A 20133-nucleotide genomic window follows, 5' to 3' on the forward strand; every position below is an offset into this window, starting at 1 on the left:
GACCGGGGCCCGAAGCGGCCCATGCACCGCCGTTCCGGCTATTTCGCAGGAATATAGTCGGCCCTTGGCCCACGGGTGACGATGCCCTTGTCATCGGCTTCTGTTGCTGCCCGCAGCCGCTCCTCAGCCTCGGATGCTTCGCGCTGACGCGCCCACATGGAGGCATAGAGCCCGTCCATCGCAAGCAGGTCTGCATGGGTGCCCCGCTCGACGATCTCGCCAGCTTCCAGAACGATGATCTGGTCGGCATTGACCACAGTCGAGAGCCGGTGGGCGATGACCAGCGTCGTGCGGTTCTTCGAAACCTGGTCGAGCGCGCCCTGGATTTCGCGTTCCGTGTGGGTATCCAGTGCGGACGTTGCTTCATCGAGGATCAGGATCGGCGGCGCCTTCAGGATCGTCCGGGCGATCGCGACACGCTGCTTCTCGCCGCCGGACAGCTTGAGACCTCGTTCACCGACTTCGGAAGCGTAGCCCTCGGGCAAGCGTTCGATGAAATCGTGGATCTGCGCCATTCGGGCGGCTTCCCGGATTTCCTCGTCCGTGGCATCCGGGCGGCCGTAACGGATGTTGTAGGCAATCGTGTCGTTGAACAGGACCGTGTCCTGCGGCACCATCCCGATGGCATCGCGGACACTCTTCTGGGTGACGTCACGCACGTCCTGCCCGTCGATGCGGACCGCTCCTCCGGTTACGTCATAAAAGCGGAACAGGAGGCGCGATATCGTTGACTTGCCGGCACCTGACGGCCCGACGATGGCGACGGTCTTTCCCGCAGGGACCTTGAAGTCGATCCCCTTCAGGATCGGACGGCTTTCATCATAGTGGAAGCGGACGTTCTCGAAGGCGATCTCTCCCTCAACCGCGTTCAGGCTCGCCGCGCTGTCCTTGTCCTTGATCTCCGCCGGTACACCCAACAGGTCGAACATGCTCTCGATATCGGCCAGCCCCTGGCGGATCTCGCGATAGATGAAGCCGATGAAGTTCAGCGGGATCGAGATCTGCATCAACAGCGCATTGATCAGGACGAAGTCGCCGATCGTCTGCTCCCCGGACATGACAGACCGCGCGGACAGGATCATGCAGGCGGCCATGCCGATGCCGAGAATGACGGTCTGGCCGAAGTTCAGCCAGGCCAGCGAGGTCCATGTCCGGGTGGCAGCCTTCTCGTACTTCGCCATGGAGACATCGAAGCGCTCGGCCTCCATGTTCTCGTTGCCAAAGTATTTGACCGTCTCGAAGTTCAGCAGGCTGTCGATCGCCTTGGAATTGGCGTCCGTATCGCTGTCGTTCATCTCCCGGCGGATCGCGATGCGCCAGTTGGAGGCCTTGATGGTGAACCAGACATAGGCAACGATCATGACCGCGACGATGACAAGGTAATCGAAGCCGAACTGGTACCAGATGACAATCGCCATGATGGCGAATTCCAACAGTGTCGGGATGCCGTTCAAGATGGTGAAACGGACAATGGCTTCAATGCCCTTCACCCCGCGCTCGATGACCCGGCTCAGCCCCCCGGTGCGGCGGGCAAGGTGGAAGCGCAGCGACAACTGGTGCAGGTGCCGGAAGGTTATATTCGCCAATTGCCTTACGGCATGCTGCCCGACCCTTGCAAAGAGCGCATCGCGGATCTGGTTGAACGCGACGGCGAGAACACGCGCTGCGTTATAGGCCAGGACCAACATCACCGGCGCGAGCAGAAACGCAGGCAGATGCGAGGTTTCGCCGCTAAGGGCATCGGTCGCCCAGGCAAAGAAATAAGGCGAGAACACGGTGACAACCTTGGCAATCACCAGTGCAACGACCGCCAGAAGTACGCGCCCCTTCAGATCAGGGCGGTGGGCAGGCCAGATATAGGGCCAGAGATTCACCAGGGTCTGGAATGTGGTGCCTTCGTCAGCGCTTACGGTCTTGGCAGCGCTTGGCGCCTGTCCTTTCGTTACGTCCCCGTCGGTAGGCGCGGCCCTTTTGAGGGTTCTCAATTATCTTCTCCTGACGTTCCGGCATTGCAGACGGAACGCTTGTCATCATCATTGGTTGCAGACAGGTGAGCCAAGGGCAATTCACCACTGCCTGTCGACCTGTCGGCGAGGGAAAGCAAAAAGTCATGTGACGCCTTGGCCGCGATCTCGAGCACCGCAGGATCAAGCCCGTAGTGACAGCAGCGGCCACGGGTGCAGCAGGTAAGCAATCCCGCTTCCTTCAGAACCTGTAAATGCTGAGAAACGGTAGACTGGGCCAGCGGCAGCGTCTCCACGATGTCGCCACAGCAGGCGTCCGGTTTTTCAGCGAGCGCCTTCAATATCGTCAGACGCGCCGGATGCCCCAGTGCCCGATAGATCTTGGCAAGCCTTTCCGTTGCCTCGCTGCAGGCAGAATGCTCCGTTGGTCCGGCGCACTCCGATCGTTTGCTCTGCATGAATTTTCCTGCTGTGGTCGGCCAATGGGCGGCTGGCCATGGCACTTACTTGTCTTATCGTAGATATGCGATGAATTACCAGGAAAACAAGGCGCAGGTCGGGGTTTATCGATAGAAACTCACCAACACCCTTGAATTAGCGTAAAAATGCAAAACCAGCCCCGGCTCACGCCGCGGCTGGCTTTCCTGATTTCTTCTTGGCCGGGCCGTCAGTTCTGGGCAGGCTGCCAGCTCAGATCGCCCTCGGGCGTGAGAAACACCTGACCGGGATAGATCAGGTCCGGGTTCCTGATCTGGCCCTTGTTGGCCTGATAAATGGTGGTGTATCGGAAACCGTCGCCGTAAAGCCGACGGGAAATCCGCCAGAGATTGTCGCCCTTGCGGATAATAACATTCGGAAGGGGTTTCTCGACACTTGCGCCGGTCGCTCCGTCAGTAGAGGTTCCCTTGGCAGAGGCAGTCACCTTCGTCAGGACGATGGCTTCCTCCTCCTTCTCGAAGGTCACAGCGGCGCGAGATGCAACTTCGCCGCCGGCCGCAACCATGTCGGCCCGCACTTCCACGGAACCAGCTGCAAGGGCCATTTCACCGTCGATCAGCCAACGGCCATTGCCTCCGACTTCCGTCGTGCCCAGAAGCTTGTCGCCAACGTAGATGTTGACCCGGGTTCCAGGAGCGCCGGTACCGGCCGCATAGACCTTGCCGGCCTCGGCCTCAACGGCCTCCACCGTGATCTGCGGCAACTCGACCACAGGTTCAACTGCTGACTCGCCTGCCTGGGCAGTCTCTGTATCCGCGCTGGTGGCTTCTGCCGCCGGAGCCTGTGTTGAAGCCTCAGCCGTCGTGGTTTCCGCAGCTGCAGCTGTGCTTGCCGGCTGTTCGGAGGTGGTCGCAGGTTCCGATGCCGCGGCCGCCGCGGTCTCCTGCCCTGACGCATCTGCGTCTGCCTCGCCGGACACTGGTGCGGCACCAACGGAAGTGCCGGCATCTGATGCTGATGCCGACTCAGAGGAAGCGGGGGTTGAAGAGGCAGGCGTTCCGCTTGTAGCGTCCTCGGCGGCAGCGACAGTGGTTTCGGTCGCCTTGCCATCGCCGGCAAGCGCCTGTGCCGTTTTCGACACGGCATCAGCTGCCGCGTCCGCTGCCGAAGCTGCAGCATCCTCAGCACTGGAAGCCGCTTCCGCGGCACTTTTCAGACTATCCTCGAGAGACTTTCGTGCGGTCGCCTCGGCTTCCGTTGCCGCATTTGCAACTGCCTCGGCTGTGGCAGCAACTTCCTCGCTCGCGGCCGCAGGTGCATCACCGGACTGCTGGTCGGCAGCGGCGACCTGCGTCTCACCTTCGGAAACGCTTCCGGCAAGATCAGGCTTCTGCAAGAGGGTTGAGGCCGCATCCGGCGTATTCAGCACGACAAGTGGCTGCTCCTTGCCGCCCTCTGGAATGGAAACCGCAAGCCGCTGGCGCGATTCCTGTTTTACCGAGCCGTCTTCGTCCTGGACCTGGAGCGCGACGTCATAATCGCCGGCAGAAAGAGGCTGGTCGAGGATGATCGTCCACTCGCCCTTCTCGTTTGCAATGGTCTTGCCGACCACCTTGCCATTCGCAGTCAGAGCCACGATGGAACCTGCATCGGCTCGGCCCGCCACGACCGTATCTCCCGTGGGTTCGACGCCAACAACGTCGAAGCTCGGGCCACCGTCTTCGGGCGCAACATCCGCCTGGGCGGTTTCCTGCTGCGTTTCTGATGCTGTTTCGGTCCTGGTTACAGTCGCGGCGCTCTCTTCGGAAGTGCCGGCATCAGCCGGAGCAGACTGTTCTCCGGGTGCTGGCTGCTGCTGACCACCTGCCGTTTCGACCGGAGGCAGCTCTTCGCCGCTCTTGTAAAGATAGCCGGTGACCAATGCGGCCACGCCGACCACGACGGCAACTGCGGTTGCCCGGATCACAGCAAGCTTCGTCATTACTCTTCCCATCCACAGCGCCGGAGCCCTGCTCCTCCTGGCACCGTCAAGATCCACCCCGCTCAGCCGAAGCATCAGGTTCGCTTCAGCAATCGGAAAATCAAACTAAATCAATGAATATACGTCTTTTTGTGCCGCGGCAAGAAAACCGCCCGAGATCCGGGGCCGACAGCAACAAGCCCTTCGAGCCGGCAAGTTCCGGCGCTTGACGTCCAAACGATCCGGTGCAACACCTGTGATATGAAAAAATTCGAAAGCGTATGTGTTTACTGCGGCTCCAGCTTCGGTACGGACCCGATCTACGAGTCTGCTGCCACACGACTTGGCCAGCTCATCGCCGAGGCAGGATTACGTCTTGTGTATGGCGGCGGCGACGTCGGCCTGATGGGAACGGTTGCGCGTTCGGTTCTCGATCAAGGCGGCAAGGTCACGGGAATCATCCCGCGTTTTCTCGAAAGCCGGGAAAAGATGCTCGACGACGTCGATGACCTGATCGTCACGCAAGACATGCATGAACGCAAACAGCTCATGTTCCAGAGGGCCGATGCCTTCATTGCCCTGCCAGGCGGGATCGGAACGCTTGAAGAAGCTGTCGAGATGATGACGTGGGCCCAGCTCGGGCAGCACCGCAAGCCGGTGCTCCTGGCCGACATCAACGGCTTCTGGGCACCGCTCCTGGAATTGCTCGACCACATGCGCCATCAGGGGTTCATCCGTCCGGAAACGGAAGTGCCCTATCTGGTTGCCCGGCGGGTCGACGAAGCGATTCCGATGCTTCGCGAAGCCGTCTGCGGCTCGGACGAAGGTCCGTGCGTGCCCGCAGACGAAGGCGCTCCACTCGCCAGGTTCTAGGGCTTTGCCATAACTGCCGCGTTCCTTGCCTCGCGCCGGCCCTTGCGCCAGCGCGACAGGGAATCGAAGCTGAAGATCGCCAAGGCGCACCAGATGATGACGAAGGTCACCAGCGTGGCCGAATTGAGCGGTTCACCCCAAACGAACACGGCCATGATGAAATGCAGCGACGGTGCGAGGTACTGCATCAGGCCGATCAGCACCATCGGCAGCCGCCGCGCAGCTGCTGAGAACATCACCAGAGGCACCGCGGTGACAGCACCTGTTCCGACCAGCGCGGCGAGGACGAGAGGCTCCTTGAGCGAAAACGTGTCAACGCCCCAGGACAGGGTCAGCAGAAGATAGCCGACCGACAGCGGCAGGAGCAGCAGCGTCTCGACGAAGAGGCCGGGTGTCGCCCGCACCGGCGTCACCTTCCGGACATAGCTGTAGCCGGCAAAGGTAAAGGCAAGGAACAGCGACACCCAGGGCAGCCCTCCGGCAAGTCCCGCCTGGATCGCAACGCCAAGCGCGGCAAGGCCAACGGCGACACCCTGCAGCCGTGTCAGCTTCTCGCGCAGGACCACGAGCCCAACGACGATGCTGACCAGTGGATTGATGAAGTAGCCGAGCGAGACGTCCAGGACCTTGTGCTCGTTGATCGCCCAGATGAAGACCAGCCAGTTGGCGGCGATCAGACCGGCGGATAGCGCCAGAAAGCCGACGATCCGCGGCTTGCGGACAATCTCCACGACCTCACCGAAACGGCGCACCACCACCAGGAACAGCGCGACAAGCACGACAGACCAGACGATGCGATGGGCAACGACCAGGTCCGCACTGACCGTATCGGTCAGCTTGTAGTAGGCCGGCAGGAAGCCCCACATGCCATAGGCGCCAAGCGCCAATAGCAGGCCGCCCTTTACATCGCCGGTTTCGCCGGAAGTCTGCGGCTCCTGGCTCATGGTCACTGCCTTTCGCGGGTGCGCGTCAGGCGACTTTCGCCTTCAGGAGCGCATAATTGATTGAATCGACCAGGGCCTGGAAGGATGCATCGACAATGTTGCTGGACACACCGATGGTGAACCAGCGCCGATGGCTCGTCGTGTCATGGCTCTCGATGAGAACCCGGGTCACAGCCCCTGTGCCGCCGTTGAGGATTCTCACCTTGTAGTCGATCAGCTCCAGTCCGTCGATGGCTGCCTGGTACTTTCCAAGATCCTTGCGCAAGGCCGTGTCCAGTGCGTTGACCGGGCCGTTGCCTTCGGCGACCGACATGCGGGTCTCGCCGTCGATGTCTACCTTCACGACCGCTTCCGACATGGTCACAAGTTCACCGATCGCGTTGTGACGCCGCTCGACCATGACGCGGAAGGAGTTGACCTCGAAGAACTTCGGCACTTCACCGAGCGCCCTGCGCGCCAGAAGCTCGAACGATGCATCGGCCGCCTCATAAGCATATCCCTCGGCTTCCTTCTGCTTCACGTCGGCCAGCAGCCGGTCTAGCCGGGCATCGGATTTCTCGACCGAAATGCCGAGGCGTTCCAGTTCGCCCAGAAGGTTGCTCTTGCCCGCCTGATCTGAGACGAGGACACGGCGGCGATTGCCGACGGCTTCAGGCGGAACGTGTTCATAGGTCTGCGGATCCTTCAGGATCGCCGAGGCATGAATGCCCGCCTTGGTCGCGAAGGCCGTTTCGCCGACATAAGGCGCATGACGGTTGGGCGAGCGGTTCAGGATCTCGTCGAAGGCGTGGGACACCGACGTGATTTCCCTGAGTTGCTCGAGGGTGACGCCGATCTCGAAACGGTCGGCATAGGACGGTTTGAGAAGAAGCGTCGGGATCAGCGTAATCAGGTTGGCGTTGCCGCAACGCTCGCCGATGCCGTTGAGCGTTCCCTGGATCTGGCGCACGCCCGCATCAACCGCTGCCAGGGCGTTGGCAATCGCGTGGCCCGTGTCGTCATGGGTATGGATGCCGAGATGATCGCCTGGAACCACTTCCCTCACCTTGGCGACGATCTCCTTCACTTCGTCCGGAAGCGTGCCGCCATTGGTATCGCACAGGACGACCCAACGGGCTCCCGCTTCATATGCCGTCCTTGCGCAGGCGAGCGCATATTCGGGATTGGCCTTGTACCCGTCGAAGAAGTGCTCGCAGTCGATCATCGCCTCGGCGCCGGTCGCCACCGCCGCCTTCACCGTGTCCTCGATGCTTTCCAGGTTTTCCTCGTTGGTGCAGCCGAGCGCCACGTCCACGTGATAGTCCCAGGACTTGGCAACGAAGCAAAAGGCATCGACCTCGGCGGCCAGGATCTGCTGAAGACCCGGATCGTTGGAAACCGAGCGCCCCGCCCGCTTGGTCATGCCGAATGCGGTGAACTTCGCCTTTTTCGTCCGCTTCTCGGCGAAGAACTCCGTGTCAGTCGGGTTCGCGCCCGGATAGCCGCCTTCGGCATAGTCGACACCGAGCCGGTCCAGCAGCTCGGCAATCACGATCTTCTCGGTGACGGAAAAATCGATGCCGCTGGTCTGGGCACCGTCGCGAAGGGTCGTGTCGAAGAGGTAAAGGCGTTCCCTGGTCATTCTTCAGTCCTTGTCACCGGCGTCTTGAACGGGCCAGCTTTCGGTATCGCAATCGGGATGTTGATTGGAAACGAGTGTTGCGTAGAGCGCCTCGGCAGCTCCGTCTTCCTCGCTTGTGCGTGATGGCATCGTCGCAATCGCCTCGCACCATGGCAAACGCCCCTCGGTTCCGACCTGGATAACCGGCGGCGCAACCGAGGGATCGTCGAGGGTGCAAAGAGCTATCTCGGTCCCCAGCCCCTCGAATTCATAGGTCAGCGGAGTGCCGCAATCGGCGCAAAATCCGCGCTGCACCTCGTTCGAGCTCTGGAAACGCTTCGGTTCACCGCGTGTCCAGTTCAGTCCCTTCGAGGTCACCAGCGGTGCAAAGGCGTTGCCGAAGGCCTTCTGGCACATGCGGCAATGGCAGATCGATGCGCGGCCGAACCCGCTGAGCGAATAGCGGACAGAGCCGCACTGGCAACCGCCTGAATAGGTCGTCATGCTTGGACCTCCCGCCCACAGGCGCTCATGATCTTCCGGCACACGCCATCGAGATCCAAGACAACTTCAGAGTTCCAGAAACGCAGGACATTCCAGCCAAGTCGAGACAGTGTCACGTCACGTTCGCGGTCGAGCAGCATACCTTGTTCTGCGCCATGCTGTGATCCGTCCAGCTCGACGATCAGCCGATGTGCGGGTGCTGCGAAATCCACGATATATCCGGCAATCGGCATTTGGCGGCGAAACGCGATGCCATCAAGGCGATGAGCCCTGATGACCTGCAACAGGCGCTTTTCCTCCGGCGTCATATCCTTGCGCAGGCGCTTGGCGTAGTTGCGCATGTAGCCGGGCTGACGGTGCCGGGGCATTGCGCCGTACTCCCCCCCTCTGTCAGCTGACGCTGACATCTCCCCCTCCAGGGGGGAGACAGGAGTATGTTGCAACGGCCGAATTTCTTCAACTTTCGAGCGCATTTGACGCTCAGATAGACCACACGGCACAGCCCCCTCTCCCCCCGGGAGGGGGAGATGTCCCTTCAAGGGACAGAGGGGGGGAAATGCTGCGAGGGCCAGATCCATCAGCGCTTCACTTCCCAGGTCGTGACGCGCTTGCCGGTTTCGGAGTCTTTTGAATCCTTTAGCAGAATTCCTTCAGACGCCAGTTGATCGCGGATTGCATCCGCGCCGGACCAGTCCTTGGCCTCCAGCAGCGCCAGGCGCTCGGCCACACGGGCGTCGATCGACGCCGTGTCGATATCGCTCGTATCAACAGCCACCGGCGCAAGTCCCAGCAAGGTAGCGCTGGCCGAATAGGCCGCCGCCTTTGCCGCATCGTTGGCAGCATCGCCTGCAAGCTGGTGGATCGCCTGAATGGCCGCGACCGTATTGAGATCATCGCCGAGCGCATCCAGAACTTCGGCCGCCGGGGCAGCTCCGGTCGATTGAACCTCAGGCCACTTCGCCAGCATGCGCTCAGCCTCTTCGAGCTTCCGGACAGAAAAGTCGATCGGCTCGCGGTAGTGAGTCATCAGCATGGCAAGGCGCAGGACCTCGCCCGGCCATTTCCGGCCGCCGAAGACATCCGTCTCCAGCAGATCGTGGATCGTGACGAAGTTGCCCTCGGATTTGGACATCTTCTTACCTTCCACCTGAACAAAACCGTTGTGGAGCCAGTAGGTCGCCATCTTGTCAGTGCCATGGGCGCAGCAGGACTGGGCGATCTCGTTCTCATGGTGCGGGAAGATCAGGTCCAGCCCGCCGCCATGGATGTCGAAGGTCTCTCCCAGATGCCTTGCGCTCATGACCGAGCACTCGATGTGCCAGCCCGGACGGCCACGGCCCCATGGGCTGTCCCAGCCCGGCTCCTCCAGTGACGACAGCTTCCAGAGCACGAAGTCGCCCGGGTTCTTCTTGTGGCTGTCGACGGCAATGCGGGCGCCCGCCTTCTGGTCCTCCAGCTTGCGCTTGGACAGGCCGCCATAAGCCGGCATGGAGGCCGTGTCGAACAACACCTCGCCGCCCTGTTCCGTTGCGGCCTCATAGGCATGGCCCTTTTCGATGAGAGTTTGAATCATCGAGATCATGCCGTCGATATGCTGGGTCGCGCGCGGCTCGACATCCGGCTCAAGGCACCCGAGCGCCTTGACATCGGCATGGAACTGGTTGGCGGTCTTTTCCGTCACCTTCGCAATCGCGTCGTTCAGCGGCAGGTCCGGATAATCGCGCAGGGCCCGGGCGTTGATCTTGTCATCCACGTCGGTGATGTTGCGCACATAGGTGACATGGTCGGCGCCATAAAGATGGCGCAGCAGGCGGGCGAGCACGTCGAAAACAATCACCGGGCGGGCATTGCCGATATGGGCGAAGTCATAGACCGTCGGACCACAGACGTACATGCGGACGTTGCTGTCATCGGCAGGAACGAAATCCTCCTTCTGACGCGTCAGCGTGTTCGTCAGCTTCAAGCCCTTGAAAGTGCCGGTGCTTGCTGTGTCGGCGGCGCTCATGTCAAACGGTCTCCTGGCCGGCTGGCCGGGCGGTCCGTCTTTAAGATGCGGTGAGCAAAGAGGGAACGGCCACAGCCAGCGGTGTCGCTAGCTGCAAATAATGGTAATCGCGATGATGTTCACGTTGGCCGTCATCATGGTCGATGTTTTGACCGCTTTCCGGAACCCGGTCAAGTCCGCTGTCCCGACAATCGGAGGTTCGCGGACAACCGACCTGATTTTTGGCCAGCTTCCATGCCCTTTGGTCTTGGAGTGGAGTTGCCAACACCGTACCCTTGCGGAACGAGATTCGCCCGCGCCGGTTGGGCCGGGCGGCAGCATCATCCGTGATGGGGGGAACCAGGATGTTGGGGTCAGGTTTTGGGACTGCCGCAGTGCGGCGGATCGAGCAGTTCACCGTCGTCGCAATTGCGATGCTGATGGTCCAGGCCGCGCTTGTTCAAACAGCGATCGGTCAAGCGCCGGGCAATCCGCTTCACCTTGCGATCCTGGGCCAACTTCAAAACGATTCACGCCTTGGCAAAGTCGCATCGTTCTACGAGCAAAGAGGCTATGCGCCCATCTGGCTCAACGAGAACGGCCTGACCGAGCAGGCTCATCTCACCCTCGCCGCCTTTGCCGATGCCAATTCCCACGCCCTTAACCCGGAGAACTATGATCCGCTCGGCTTCGCCCGTCGCAGCGAGACTGCGGCGACCATCGAGGACTGGGCAAGCCTGGAAACGGATCTGTCCCGTCAGTTCGTCCGGTATGCCACCCATCTGTCCTCAGGACGCGTTCAACCAAACGAAGTCGACAAGGCGCTCAACATCTTCCCGCATGTGCCGGATCCCGATGACCTTCTGGCTGCCGTCACCGATAGCGCAGATTTCAGCACCTTCCTTGAAGCCCTGTCGCCCAACACGCCGAATTACGCCCGGCTTCAGCGCCGCCTCGCCCAGTACCGGGAGAAGGCTGCGAACGGTGGCTTCACCCCCATCCCGGAGGGCGATGCCCTGAAGCCCGGCATGGAAGACATTCGCGTGCCTCTTCTTCGCCAGCGGATGACCGAGGAAGACTACCTTCAGGTCACGGATCATTCAGGGGGCGCCTACGACGGTGCACTCGTCGAGGCAGTGAAGACCTTTCAGGAGTATCACGGTCTGGCCGTTGATGGTGTCATCGGCGCCAATACGCTTGCCGAGATCAACGTGCCGATCGAGCAACGGCTTATCCAGATGGAGCTCAACATGGAGCGCCGCCGCTGGATGCCAGACTATCTGGGCCACACCTATATCTTCGTCAATCTGGCGGATCAGAACCTCAAGTTCGTCAAAAACGGCAAGACCTGGCACACTACGCGTGTCGTCGTCGGCAAACCGTATTACGCAACGCCCGTCTTTTCCGACGAGATGACCTACGTCGAGATCAACCCCTACTGGAACGTGCCCTACTCCATCGCCACGAAGGAGTATCTGCCCAAACTGCACAAGAATGCGAACATCCTCGCCAAGGACAATATCCGCGTCTTCAATGGCGAAAGCGAAGTCGCGCCCACGCAGATTGCCTGGAACAGCTACTCGTCTGGCAACTTTCCCTTCAAGCTGCGGCAGGACCCTGGCGACGGCAATGCACTGGGCCGGATCAAGTTCATGTTCCCCAACAGGTTCAACATCTACATCCACGACACGCCGTCCAAGGGCCTGTTCGATCGGGTGCAACGCGATTTCTCTCATGGCTGTATACGGGTCTCAGATCCCTTCGCCCTTGGTGAGGTGCTGCTGGCAGACGAGGGCTATGACAGAGCTCGCCTTGAACAGATCCGGGACAGCGGCGAACGTCAGGTCGTGACCCTCAAGGAACCGGTCCCGGTCCACCTGACCTATCTCACGGCCTGGATGAACAAGGATGGCTCGACGCACTTCCGGCGGGATATCTACGACCGCGACGAGGTCCTGCTGAAGGCCCTTGCGCGCGCGATGACAGACAACCTTTGACAGAGCACAACATGGTTTGCAGGCGTTTACGACCCTGAACGCCTGCTGAATGCCCCTCTCAGAACAGGTTCAAGCGCTCTCTCCTATGGTCCTCTTCACCGGGTCAATGTTCCCGGGCGAGATGTCTGGAGAGCCTGAGATGTTGAACCGTTTGTTTGCAGTAGCGTTCGTATCCGCCATTTTCCTGGCACCTTTTGCGGGCATGGCCAGCATGGCCGGCGGCGGGATCAGTTCGGCGAGCCAGAGCCAGCAGAAAAGCCTGTGCATTGTCGCCGGCGTCGGCTGCGGATCCGGTCACGTGCTGCTGCCTGCCATCGGCCGCTTCTAGTCGATTGGGCAGGTCGCTGCTGCGATGTTTTAAATCGATTTACCGTGTCAAAGATCTGTAGTTGCGATTTCTTGAATTATTTGACATATTGCGACGCATGAACAAGCAAGCTCTTGAATACAAGGCAGAAGATGCCGCCCGCTTCCTGAAGATGCTGGCTTCCGGTCCGCGCCTTCTCCTGATGTGCCATATGTTCGACGGCGAATGCAGCGTCGGCGATCTGGCAGAGAAAACGGGTATGCGCATGCCGACCGTCTCGCAGCAGCTCTCGCTCTTGCGGGCGCAGGGGCTCGTGGAAACGCGCCGCGAAGGCACCACGATCTACTACCGCCTCGTCAGTACAGCTGCCCAGGAAGTGATGGGTGTGCTCTACAAGCATTTTTGCGCAGAGGATGCGGACCAGGCGGCAACAGGTCTTCTGGCGATGGCCGGAACGGACTGACCCCAACTGCCGGGTTGAACGCAAAAGGGCCGCGCGAGCGGCCCTTTGTCATTTCCGGTAAGGTTGCAGTGGTACGAATACCCGCCTAGTCCTTCATGAAGTCTTCGCAGCGCGGGGGCATCTGGTCTCCCCAGGGCATGAGCGGCACCGTCGAGGTCGAGTTCTTGGGGCTGCCCTCTACGAGCCTGTCGGAATAGACCAGATAAACCAGCGTGTTTCGCTTGGCATCGCAGCCACGAACGATCTGCATCTTCTTGAAGAAGAGCGAGCGGCGCTGGCGGAACATTTCGTCGCCCTGCTCAAACTTTTCCTTGATGGTTACGGGGCCGACCTGCCGGCAGGCGAGAGAGACGTCCGAGACTTCCTCAGCGACCCCGATCCAGCCGGAGATGCCACCCTTCTCGGGAACGGTAAAGTGGCAGGCGACACCGTCCACGACCGGATCATCTATGGCATATGTCGCAAGCTTGTGGTCGGGCGTCAGGAACTTCCAGACGGTAGATTTCTTGAAGATCAGATCCGGTTCGTCCGCAGCCGATGCCGCGATCGGCATCAGGACCGCAAGCGACAGCAAGAAGGAGGAAGCTAGAGACGCGAAGCGCATTTGGACAATACCGTTTTCAGTTGGTTGCAAATCCCATTTGGGAGTTCAACGCGGCAATGTCCAGTACGTTCCGGCTCAGACGGTCTCGGGCTGACGTTGCACTTCCTCGTTCTCAGACCTTTCCTCATCACCCTCGCCAGGTTCCGAAATCGCATCGGCAAGGGCCGCCAGATCGATCACGTCCTCTTCGTCCTCGGCTTCACCTTCGAGAGTGGCCTCTGTATCAGCAGAAGGCTCAAATGCACTTTCCGCATGCGTGTCCGCATCCGTCTGCACCTGCTCGTGCTCTTCAGCTTCCGGCACTGCTTCAGCGACAGGTTCCTCGGCTTCAGGCTCTTCGAGGACGTCCTCCACAGATGAGGCCTGTGGTGCCGGGGCCGGCACCCGCCCATGGATTGCGTCCCAGAGATCGCTGTCCCGTTCCGCCGTCCAGACCTGCGGAATATCGAGGCCGTGGGCTTCGTCGTAGGCGCGCGCCACGTTGAACGGCAGACAATGCTCGTAGATGGCATAGTCGGCAAACAGCGGGTCCATCACCTCCTTGACCGCACGATAAGTCTCCCGGATGCCCATTCCGTTGGAAACACAGTTGGCAGTCGTATCGCGCAAGGTCGTGAGGAACTGCTCGGTCAAGGCAAGTGCTTCACTGACCTTTTCGCGGCCGATCAGGGCGTCGCCACGCCCCGGCATGAGGGCCTCCGGCCGGAAGGCGGAGATCCGGGTCAGCGCTCTTGGCCAATCCGCCAGATGCGCATCGCCGCAATAGCAAGCGGATTTGTACTCGACCAGATCGCCGGAATACATCACGGCCGCATCGGGAACCCAGACCACGGCATCGCCCATGGTGTGCCCCCGGCCCAGATGCATGATCCGGACTTCGCGGTTGCCAAGATTTACGGACATTGACGAGGCGAAGGTCATCGTCGGGCGTGTCAGGCCAGGGATCGTGTCGGCATCACGGAAAAGACGCGGGAAGCGCGCGTATTCGGACTGCCAGTCAGCCTCTCCCCGCTCGTCGATGAGCCGTCTTGTCAGATCGGATGCAATGATTTCGCTGGCTCCGTAGGCGCTAGCACCCAGAACGCGCACTGCATGGTAGTGAGTAAGGACCAGATGCTTGATCGGCTTGTCCGTGACGGAACGGATTTTTTCAATCACCTTCCCCGCCATTGCCGGGGTTGCCTGGGCGTCAACGACAAGGACGGCATCGTCTCCGATGATCACGCCGGTGTTGGGATCGCCTTCCGCCGTAAAGGCATAGCATCCACGGCCAATTTCAGTGAATGAGATCTTCTTGTCTTCGGTGTCTGCAACAGAGGCGAAGTCGTGACTCATGACAGCACTTTCATCTACCGGGTCCAGCCAGCTTCTCGTGGCCGTCACCTCGCGGTTGGGACGGACTTCTCTCCGTCAGCTGCGCAGCGATCTGCTGCGAGGTCTTTGCCCGCTCTGGCACCGGGCCGCGATCGTAAATACGCCCTGAAACGGTCGCAGCTAATCGGTGCGATTCGCAAATTTTGCGCGCATCCGCGCGTCACAATTGCCTGCTTTTCAACAGATTGATGACGAATTCTGATCAAATACAATATATTGTTGCCGGTGCAGTGAAAATCATCCGGAACTCCGGCCATGAAATTCATTGCCGGGACTGATAAGTCTTGGAGCACACTTCGCTGGACGGGTCACAAGCTACTCATCAGTGACAGAGCGGAACAGTACAACGGGCACCAAGAGGCAGCCGCCGGGAAAGAAATGAAATGACCAGACAGTCGGATCAAACGACCCAAATGGCTGAAGCTCCGGCCAATCCAGCGTCGGAGGGCACCCTCGTGCTGGATCAGTTCCTGCCCTATCGGCTCAACCTTGTGTCGGAAACCGTCAGCCGTTCCTTTGCCCGTCTCTATGCGCAACAATTCGCCATGGACAGGCCGGAGTGGCGTGTCATTGCCATCGTCGGGCAATTCGGCCGTGTCACCGCCAAGACGGTGAGCGAACGCAGCACGATGCACAAGACCAAGGTAAGCCGTGCGGTGGCAGCTCTCGAGAAAAAAGGCTTCATCGAAAGAACACCCAATCCCGAAGATCTGCGTGAGATCTTTTTGGACCTGACGCCAGAAGGCCGCCGGGCCTATGACACGCTCGTCCCGCAGGCGCTCACCTTTTCGCGCCACCTCATGGACACGCTTTCGCCGACAGAACGCGCACAACTCGAAACAATCCTTGGCAAATTGACAGAAGCAGCGGCGACTTTCGACGTCTGATCGCTTGCGCATTAACCCCAATTCAGCGGTTTCCTTGCTAAACTCCGCAGCTGAGTAATAGTGACGATGTCAGGCTGCATCTGTTCAGCTGGCATAAGGATGCGGCGGGGGCCGTGTCAGGGGATTTCGAATGAGCCGGGAAGTCTGGGTCGAGGCGGCAATCACGCAGGTCTGCAGTGTGGTATTCGCCGCTGCACTTGTGGCGCTTGTGCCTTCTGCTGCCCTGTCTGCAACCTGCTCGTCGATCGAGGCCGAACTCGCCTCGCTGCGCAACGCCAGTGCCTCCTCCGGGGGCGGCAAATGGCAGACCGCCCGCAGCCAGCAGGAGCAGGCGATTTCTGCTGCAGAACGCGACGCCCGCTATTTCCGTTGCTCATCTGCACCCGGTTCCGCAAAGTGCCAGGGGCTCGTCGCCAAGATCGAGCGCATGCACAAGAACCTGCGGGCCATCGACCGCAAGATTTCCCAGCAATCTGGTGGCGGAAACCGCAGTGCCAAACGGATACGCCAGCTGGAACAAATGCGGCAGACCCAAAACTGTGGTGCGGTTGCTGCAAGAACCGATAACGCCTCCTCGTCAGGAGGGTTTTTCGCCAAAATACTGGATGGTTCCAGATCGCACGGGGAAAGTGACAGCAATGTTCAATACAGGACATTGCCCAATGGCCTGGTCGTTCAAGCTCCGCGGACCAACCTGATTTCCGCACGCTCCGGCGACCAACAGCTCGCATTGCTAAACTCGCAGGCAGGGCTGAGCGGAAAGCGCATGACGCGCAGGAGCCAGATCCCAAGCGGCGGGACGTTCAGAACCCTGTGCGTGAGAACCTGCGACGGGTACTTTTTTCCGGTCAGTTTCTCGACCGGCCGTGACCAGTTCGCGGACGATGCGGCGAGATGCGGCGAGATTTGCCCGGCCGCACCGACAGAGCTTTTCGTTCACCGCAATCCCGGCGGCCTTCAGGAAGAAATGGTATCGCTCCAGGGCGTGCCCTATCTTGAAACCGAAAACGCTTACCGGTTCCAGACAGAGTTCGTGCCCGAGTGCACCTGCAGACAAAGCCGGACGGCCGAGGGCAACGGTTCGGCTATGACACCGGTCGCTCTCAGCGGAGAACTGGCCCCCGGTCCAGACGGCCGCTTCCGCGTGTCGCTCGCCCCTGTGGGGCCCTCACCGTTCTTCCAAGATGACAAGGCAGACCGCTATGGCTGGAGCCGCACGCCGATGCGTCCGGACCAGCTGCCGGAGGGCGCCGATCCTGCGTCCCGGCATGACCTTGTCGAAGGCTTCAATGCCGATCTTGAGGAACTGCCCATGCAGGAGCCGACGATTGCGGAGACCTCCGAGACCACCGTCCATCAATCCGGGATTACGCCTGGAATAACGCAGGAAGGCCCGAACGCGGGTATTGCGTCCGGGCCTTCCGAAGATCCTGTCTTTGCCAAGGCAGATGACGGTGGCTTCAGGCCACGCAGTGACAGCGGCTCTATCCGGGTAGTCGGTCCAGAATATTTTGTCGCCCAATAAGGGGAAGCAGAGCCTTCATGTCCGGTCCGTGCTCAAGGCCAGTCAGCGCCTTGCGCAGGGGCATGAACAGAGATTTTCCCTTGCGTCCGGTCTCTGCCTTCAGTGCAGAGGTCCATGAGCCCCAGGTCTCCAGGTCGACGTCGCCCTCGGGCAGCATTTCACGTGCCTTGCCGACAAACTCGCGATCGTCGTCGTCAATCGCGCCCTCCAGCGGGCCAGTCACGATGTGCCAGTACTGACAGGCATCGGAGACCTTGCTGCAATTCTCGCGAACGGTTTCCCAGAAGATCTGCGTCGGACGAATGCCCATTCTCGACAGGCGGTCGGAGACGGCGTCAAACGGCATGTCATGGACAAGTCTGGCGTTCAGCCCCTCCAGATCGCACGGATCGAACTTGGCCGATGAGCGCGACACCGTCGACAGATCGAATCTTGTCGCCAATGCCTCCAGGCTCGGGACAGGTTCCACTGCCTGGCTGGTGCCGGTCAACACGGCCAAAGAGGATACGGCCATCGGCTCCAGCCCCGCGTCGCGAAGCGATCCGATCGAGAGCGCACCCTTGCGCTTTGACAGGCCTTCGCCGTCACGGGTCGTCAGGAGATTGTGGTGCGCAAAGACCGGCCCGGCTGCACCGAGTGCCTGGAAGATCGCGTATTGGACGCCGGTGTTGGCAACATGATCCTCACCTCGAATGACATGGGTTACCCCCATTTCGATGTCATCGACAATCGATGGCAAGGTGTAGAGGTAGGATCCGTCCTCGCGTATCAGGATCGGGTCAGAGAGTGACGCCAGATCGACCGACTGCTCACCGCGGCAAAGGTCATTCCAGGTCACTTCCGTACGCTTGGTCTCGAACGGATCATCATCATAGTTAGGCAACAGAAAGCGCCAATGCGGCCTGCGCCCTTCGGATTCGAGGGCAGCCTTTTCCTCATCCGTCAGCTTCAGCGCAGCCCGGTCATAGACTGGTGGACGCCCGAGGGCACGAGCGCGCGAACGGCGGCGCTCCAACTCGTCGGGTGTTTCGAAACAAGGATAAAGCAGCCCGTCCGCTTTCAGCTTCTCCGCAGCCGCGTCGTAAAGGGCGACACGATCGGATTGCCGTTCGACCCTGTGCGGGCGAATTCCGAGCCAGGCGAGATCGACCTTGATGGCCTCCGCAAACTCGTCACGGGACCGCTCGCGGTCCGTGTCGTCGAACCTGAGGATGAACTCGCCATCATGTTGATGGGCGAACAGCCAGTTGAACAGGGCGGTACGGCTGTTGCCGATGTGAATATGGCCAGTCGGGGACGGCGCAAAACGGACAGTAACTTTCATGCGAACCACCTACCCCCGTGGCAACCAAGCTTCAAGTGCTTAGTGTGCATTTGCCCCACAACAAAAGTTTACGTAGCGTCTTCAATGCCATATTGCAACACCTGCGCTTCGTTCCGCTTTCTGATTCCGCCTGACACACGCATCAGAATCAACGTGACAGCTACGCAGTAGAGCGCCATGCCGATCACCTGCGCATCGAAGGGCACATCCGCATCGATCAACAGCCCCATCGTTCCGGGTCCCGCCGCAGAGGCAAAGACCATCATTGCAAAGGCGACGCTACGGATCGCGCCGATGTGCCGGCTGCCGTAGATCTCGGGCCAGAGCGCCCCGGACAGGGTTGCAGTGAAGCCGTTGCCGACGCCGAACATCGCCATGAAGACGAAGGGGGCCCAAGGCGTGTGAACGAACGCCAGGACAAGGCAGGCGCAGGCAAGCGGCACAATCGCATAAGGAAGTAGCGCCCTGGCCGAGAAACGGTCGATCAGCGACCCAAGCGTCAAGGAGGACATGACCGCGAATCCGGCCATGACAACGAAGGCACCGGCAAAATGCTCGAGCGTCCATCCGCGCAGATTGACCAGATAGACCTGGTTGAAGAGGATCGCTGTATTGATGAACGGCGGGGCCAGAATACCCGCCGATGCCAACCAGAACACCGGATCGCGTAGAACTTCGGCACGGGTCCAGTCGCGCACGCTCGTTGCACGGACTTTGCCGTCCAGCTCTCCGGGTTGACGCTCCCGGCTGAACAGGAAAACGATCAGTGGCAGCGCCAGAAAAACCAGCAGACCCGCGCCGATCGCCCATCCCGTTCTCCAACCGGCAAGCCCGGACAGCATCACGAAGGCGGTCGGCATGAGACTTTCGGCGACAGGGAAGCCCATGGCCGCAAAGGAAACCGCCCTGCCCCGCTGCGCCGAGAACCACCTGGCCATGGCAGTCATGGAGGTGTGGGTCATCATGCCCTGCCCGCACAGACGCAGCCCGACAATGGTCACGAACAGCATCGGAACGGAGATGACGCTCGCCATGGCCGCACAAAATGCGGCAAGCGAAACGATCACCGCAGCGGCCACCTTGTGCGGCGGAAAAATGTCCACTGCCTTGCCGACCCAGGGAAGCAGCGTCGCCGACGTAAGCGTAGCCAGCATGTAGAGCAGTCCGAATTCGCCGTGGCTGAGTTCGAATGCGGCACGCAGGTCCCCGGACGAAAGCGCGATGAAGAACGTCTGCCCGAAACCGGAAAACGTGGTCAGCAAAATACCGCCGGCCAGCCACCGACGATTGTCACGCAGGAACCTGAAATAGGACAAGGCAGTATCCAGACGGATAAGAGGCAGGATCGCCCATCGGCACCTGATGGGCGGAAACTCAGAAATCAA

Annotated in this window: 18 protein-coding genes and 1 pseudogene; 7 read left to right on the forward strand and 12 right to left on the reverse strand. The window is 60.4% G+C overall.

The window, feature by feature from the left end:
• Positions 1-38: 38 nt before the first annotated feature.
• The 3 genes from ACN0SY_RS02310 to ACN0SY_RS02320 all read right to left on the reverse strand — a co-directional run bounded on the left by ACN0SY_RS02310 (position 39) and on the right by ACN0SY_RS02320 (position 4383).
• Positions 39-1985 (reverse strand): ABCB family ABC transporter ATP-binding protein/permease, encoded by a 1947-nt coding sequence (locus tag ACN0SY_RS02310; RefSeq protein WP_417684143.1) that lies wholly within the window; start codon positions 1983-1985, stop codon positions 39-41.
• Positions 1982-2422 (reverse strand): ArsR/SmtB family transcription factor, encoded by a 441-nt coding sequence (locus ACN0SY_RS02315; RefSeq protein ID WP_417684144.1) that lies wholly within the window; start codon positions 2420-2422, stop codon positions 1982-1984. The genes ACN0SY_RS02310 and ACN0SY_RS02315 overlap by 4 nt, the downstream gene beginning before the upstream one ends.
• Before the next feature lie 209 nt (positions 2423-2631).
• Positions 2632-4383: a LysM peptidoglycan-binding domain-containing protein gene (locus tag ACN0SY_RS02320; RefSeq protein ID WP_417684145.1), complete on the reverse strand. Its 1752-nt coding sequence runs from the start codon at positions 4381-4383 to the stop codon at positions 2632-2634.
• 240 nt (positions 4384-4623) lie between these two features.
• On the opposite strand from ACN0SY_RS02320, the gene ACN0SY_RS02325 reads away from it, so the two are divergent.
• Positions 4624-5235, forward strand: a complete 612-nt coding sequence (locus ACN0SY_RS02325; protein ID WP_417684146.1) for a TIGR00730 family Rossman fold protein — start codon at positions 4624-4626, stop codon at positions 5233-5235.
• Here the strand turns inward: ACN0SY_RS02325 and rarD are convergent.
• The 5 genes from rarD to cysS form a co-directional block, all read right to left on the reverse strand.
• Positions 5232-6179, reverse strand: coding sequence for an EamA family transporter RarD (rarD, locus tag ACN0SY_RS02330; RefSeq protein ID WP_417684147.1), 948 nt, complete (start codon positions 6177-6179; stop codon positions 5232-5234). The two genes, ACN0SY_RS02325 and rarD, sit on opposite strands and share 4 nt — an antisense overlap.
• Before the next feature lie 25 nt (positions 6180-6204).
• A complete protein-coding gene (gene cimA / locus ACN0SY_RS02335) occupies positions 6205-7800 on the reverse strand; it encodes a citramalate synthase (RefSeq protein ID WP_417684148.1) in 1596 nt (531 codons plus the stop codon).
• Between the two features lie 3 nt (positions 7801-7803).
• Positions 7804-8283: a GFA family protein gene (locus ACN0SY_RS02340; protein WP_417684149.1), complete on the reverse strand. Its 480-nt coding sequence runs from the start codon at positions 8281-8283 to the stop codon at positions 7804-7806.
• Entirely contained in the window at positions 8280-8690 is a 411-nt protein-coding gene (locus tag ACN0SY_RS02345) for an endonuclease domain-containing protein (protein WP_417684150.1), read from the reverse strand. Before ACN0SY_RS02345 ends, ACN0SY_RS02340 begins: the two co-directional genes overlap by 4 nt.
• A gap of 170 nt (positions 8691-8860) precedes the next feature.
• Complete coding sequence (cysS, locus tag ACN0SY_RS02350) at positions 8861-10288, reverse strand: cysteine--tRNA ligase (RefSeq protein WP_417684151.1); 1428 nt, start codon at positions 10286-10288, stop codon at positions 8861-8863.
• 344 nt (positions 10289-10632) lie between these two features.
• On the opposite strand from cysS, the gene ACN0SY_RS02355 reads away from it, so the two are divergent.
• The 3 genes from ACN0SY_RS02355 (at position 10633) to ACN0SY_RS02365 (ending at position 13034) form a co-directional block, all read left to right on the forward strand.
• Positions 10633-12264, forward strand: coding sequence for a L,D-transpeptidase family protein (locus ACN0SY_RS02355; RefSeq protein ID WP_417684152.1), 1632 nt, complete (start codon positions 10633-10635; stop codon positions 12262-12264).
• A 139-nt stretch (positions 12265-12403) separates the two neighbouring features.
• Complete coding sequence (locus tag ACN0SY_RS02360; protein WP_417684153.1) at positions 12404-12592, forward strand: sugar transporter; 189 nt, start codon at positions 12404-12406, stop codon at positions 12590-12592.
• A 97-nt stretch (positions 12593-12689) separates the two neighbouring features.
• Positions 12690-13034 (forward strand): ArsR/SmtB family transcription factor, encoded by a 345-nt coding sequence (locus ACN0SY_RS02365; RefSeq protein ID WP_417684154.1) that lies wholly within the window; start codon positions 12690-12692, stop codon positions 13032-13034.
• 85 nt (positions 13035-13119) lie between these two features.
• Here the strand turns inward: ACN0SY_RS02365 and ACN0SY_RS02370 are convergent, their stop codons facing one another.
• Together ACN0SY_RS02370 and ACN0SY_RS02375 are read right to left on the reverse strand one after the other, a co-directional pair.
• A complete protein-coding gene (locus ACN0SY_RS02370; RefSeq protein ID WP_417684155.1) occupies positions 13120-13638 on the reverse strand; it encodes a CreA family protein in 519 nt (172 codons plus the stop codon).
• 387 nt (positions 13639-14025) lie between these two features.
• A pseudogene (locus ACN0SY_RS02375) lies at positions 14026-14973 on the reverse strand (MBL fold metallo-hydrolase); the annotation flags it as partial.
• Between ACN0SY_RS02375 and ACN0SY_RS02380 the strand changes: the two are divergent.
• The 3 genes from ACN0SY_RS02380 (at position 14972) to ACN0SY_RS02390 (ending at position 17424) form a co-directional block, all read left to right on the forward strand.
• The gene (locus tag ACN0SY_RS02380) at positions 14972-15121 is read left to right on the forward strand and encodes a hypothetical protein (RefSeq protein ID WP_417684156.1); all 150 of its coding nucleotides are present in this window, start codon (positions 14972-14974) and stop codon (positions 15119-15121) included. The pseudogene ACN0SY_RS02375 and the gene ACN0SY_RS02380 sit on opposite strands and share 2 nt — an antisense overlap.
• Positions 15122-15395: 274 nt before the next feature.
• A complete protein-coding gene (locus ACN0SY_RS02385) occupies positions 15396-15899 on the forward strand; it encodes a MarR family winged helix-turn-helix transcriptional regulator (RefSeq protein WP_417684157.1) in 504 nt (167 codons plus the stop codon).
• Positions 15900-16029: 130 nt separating this feature from the next.
• Positions 16030-17424, forward strand: coding sequence for a DUF2865 domain-containing protein (locus ACN0SY_RS02390; protein ID WP_417684158.1), 1395 nt, complete (start codon positions 16030-16032; stop codon positions 17422-17424).
• Here ACN0SY_RS02390 and gltX read toward each other — a convergent pair.
• Positions 17384-18748 (reverse strand): glutamate--tRNA ligase, encoded by a 1365-nt coding sequence (gltX, locus tag ACN0SY_RS02395; RefSeq protein ID WP_417684159.1) that lies wholly within the window; start codon positions 18746-18748, stop codon positions 17384-17386. The genes ACN0SY_RS02390 and gltX overlap by 41 nt on opposite strands.
• A gap of 68 nt (positions 18749-18816) precedes the next feature.
• Positions 18817-20064: an MFS transporter gene (locus tag ACN0SY_RS02400; RefSeq protein WP_417684160.1), complete on the reverse strand. Its 1248-nt coding sequence runs from the start codon at positions 20062-20064 to the stop codon at positions 18817-18819.
• Positions 20065-20133: the final 69 nt, after the last annotated feature.

It is taken from the genome of Roseibium sp. (assembly GCF_048261595.1).
GTDB lineage: Bacteria > Pseudomonadota > Alphaproteobacteria > Rhizobiales > Stappiaceae > Roseibium.

Coding starts and splice junctions, on each gene's coding strand:
- ACN0SY_RS02355 (WP_417684152.1), top strand. CDS start 10,633: ATGTTGGGGTCAGGTTTTGGGACTGCCGCAGTGCGGCGGATCGAGCAG.
- cimA (WP_417684148.1), bottom strand. CDS start 7,800: ATGACCAGGGAACGCCTTTACCTCTTCGACACGACCCTTCGCGACGGT.
- ACN0SY_RS02390 (WP_417684158.1), top strand. CDS start 16,030: ATGAGCCGGGAAGTCTGGGTCGAGGCGGCAATCACGCAGGTCTGCAGT.
- rarD (WP_417684147.1), bottom strand. CDS start 6,179: ATGAGCCAGGAGCCGCAGACTTCCGGCGAAACCGGCGATGTAAAGGGC.
- ACN0SY_RS02360 (WP_417684153.1), top strand. CDS start 12,404: ATGTTGAACCGTTTGTTTGCAGTAGCGTTCGTATCCGCCATTTTCCTG.
- ACN0SY_RS02315 (WP_417684144.1), bottom strand. CDS start 2,422: ATGCAGAGCAAACGATCGGAGTGCGCCGGACCAACGGAGCATTCTGCC.
- ACN0SY_RS02325 (WP_417684146.1), top strand. CDS start 4,624: ATGAAAAAATTCGAAAGCGTATGTGTTTACTGCGGCTCCAGCTTCGGT.
- ACN0SY_RS02370 (WP_417684155.1), bottom strand. CDS start 13,638: ATGCGCTTCGCGTCTCTAGCTTCCTCCTTCTTGCTGTCGCTTGCGGTC.
- ACN0SY_RS02365 (WP_417684154.1), top strand. CDS start 12,690: ATGAACAAGCAAGCTCTTGAATACAAGGCAGAAGATGCCGCCCGCTTC.
- ACN0SY_RS02340 (WP_417684149.1), bottom strand. CDS start 8,283: ATGACGACCTATTCAGGCGGTTGCCAGTGCGGCTCTGTCCGCTATTCG.
- gltX (WP_417684159.1), bottom strand. CDS start 18,748: ATGAAAGTTACTGTCCGTTTTGCGCCGTCCCCGACTGGCCATATTCAC.
- cysS (WP_417684151.1), bottom strand. CDS start 10,288: ATGAGCGCCGCCGACACAGCAAGCACCGGCACTTTCAAGGGCTTGAAG.
- ACN0SY_RS02385 (WP_417684157.1), top strand. CDS start 15,396: ATGACCAGACAGTCGGATCAAACGACCCAAATGGCTGAAGCTCCGGCC.
- ACN0SY_RS02380 (WP_417684156.1), top strand. CDS start 14,972: ATGACAGCACTTTCATCTACCGGGTCCAGCCAGCTTCTCGTGGCCGTC.
- ACN0SY_RS02320 (WP_417684145.1), bottom strand. CDS start 4,383: ATGACGAAGCTTGCTGTGATCCGGGCAACCGCAGTTGCCGTCGTGGTC.
- ACN0SY_RS02345 (WP_417684150.1), bottom strand. CDS start 8,690: ATGTCAGCGTCAGCTGACAGAGGGGGGGAGTACGGCGCAATGCCCCGG.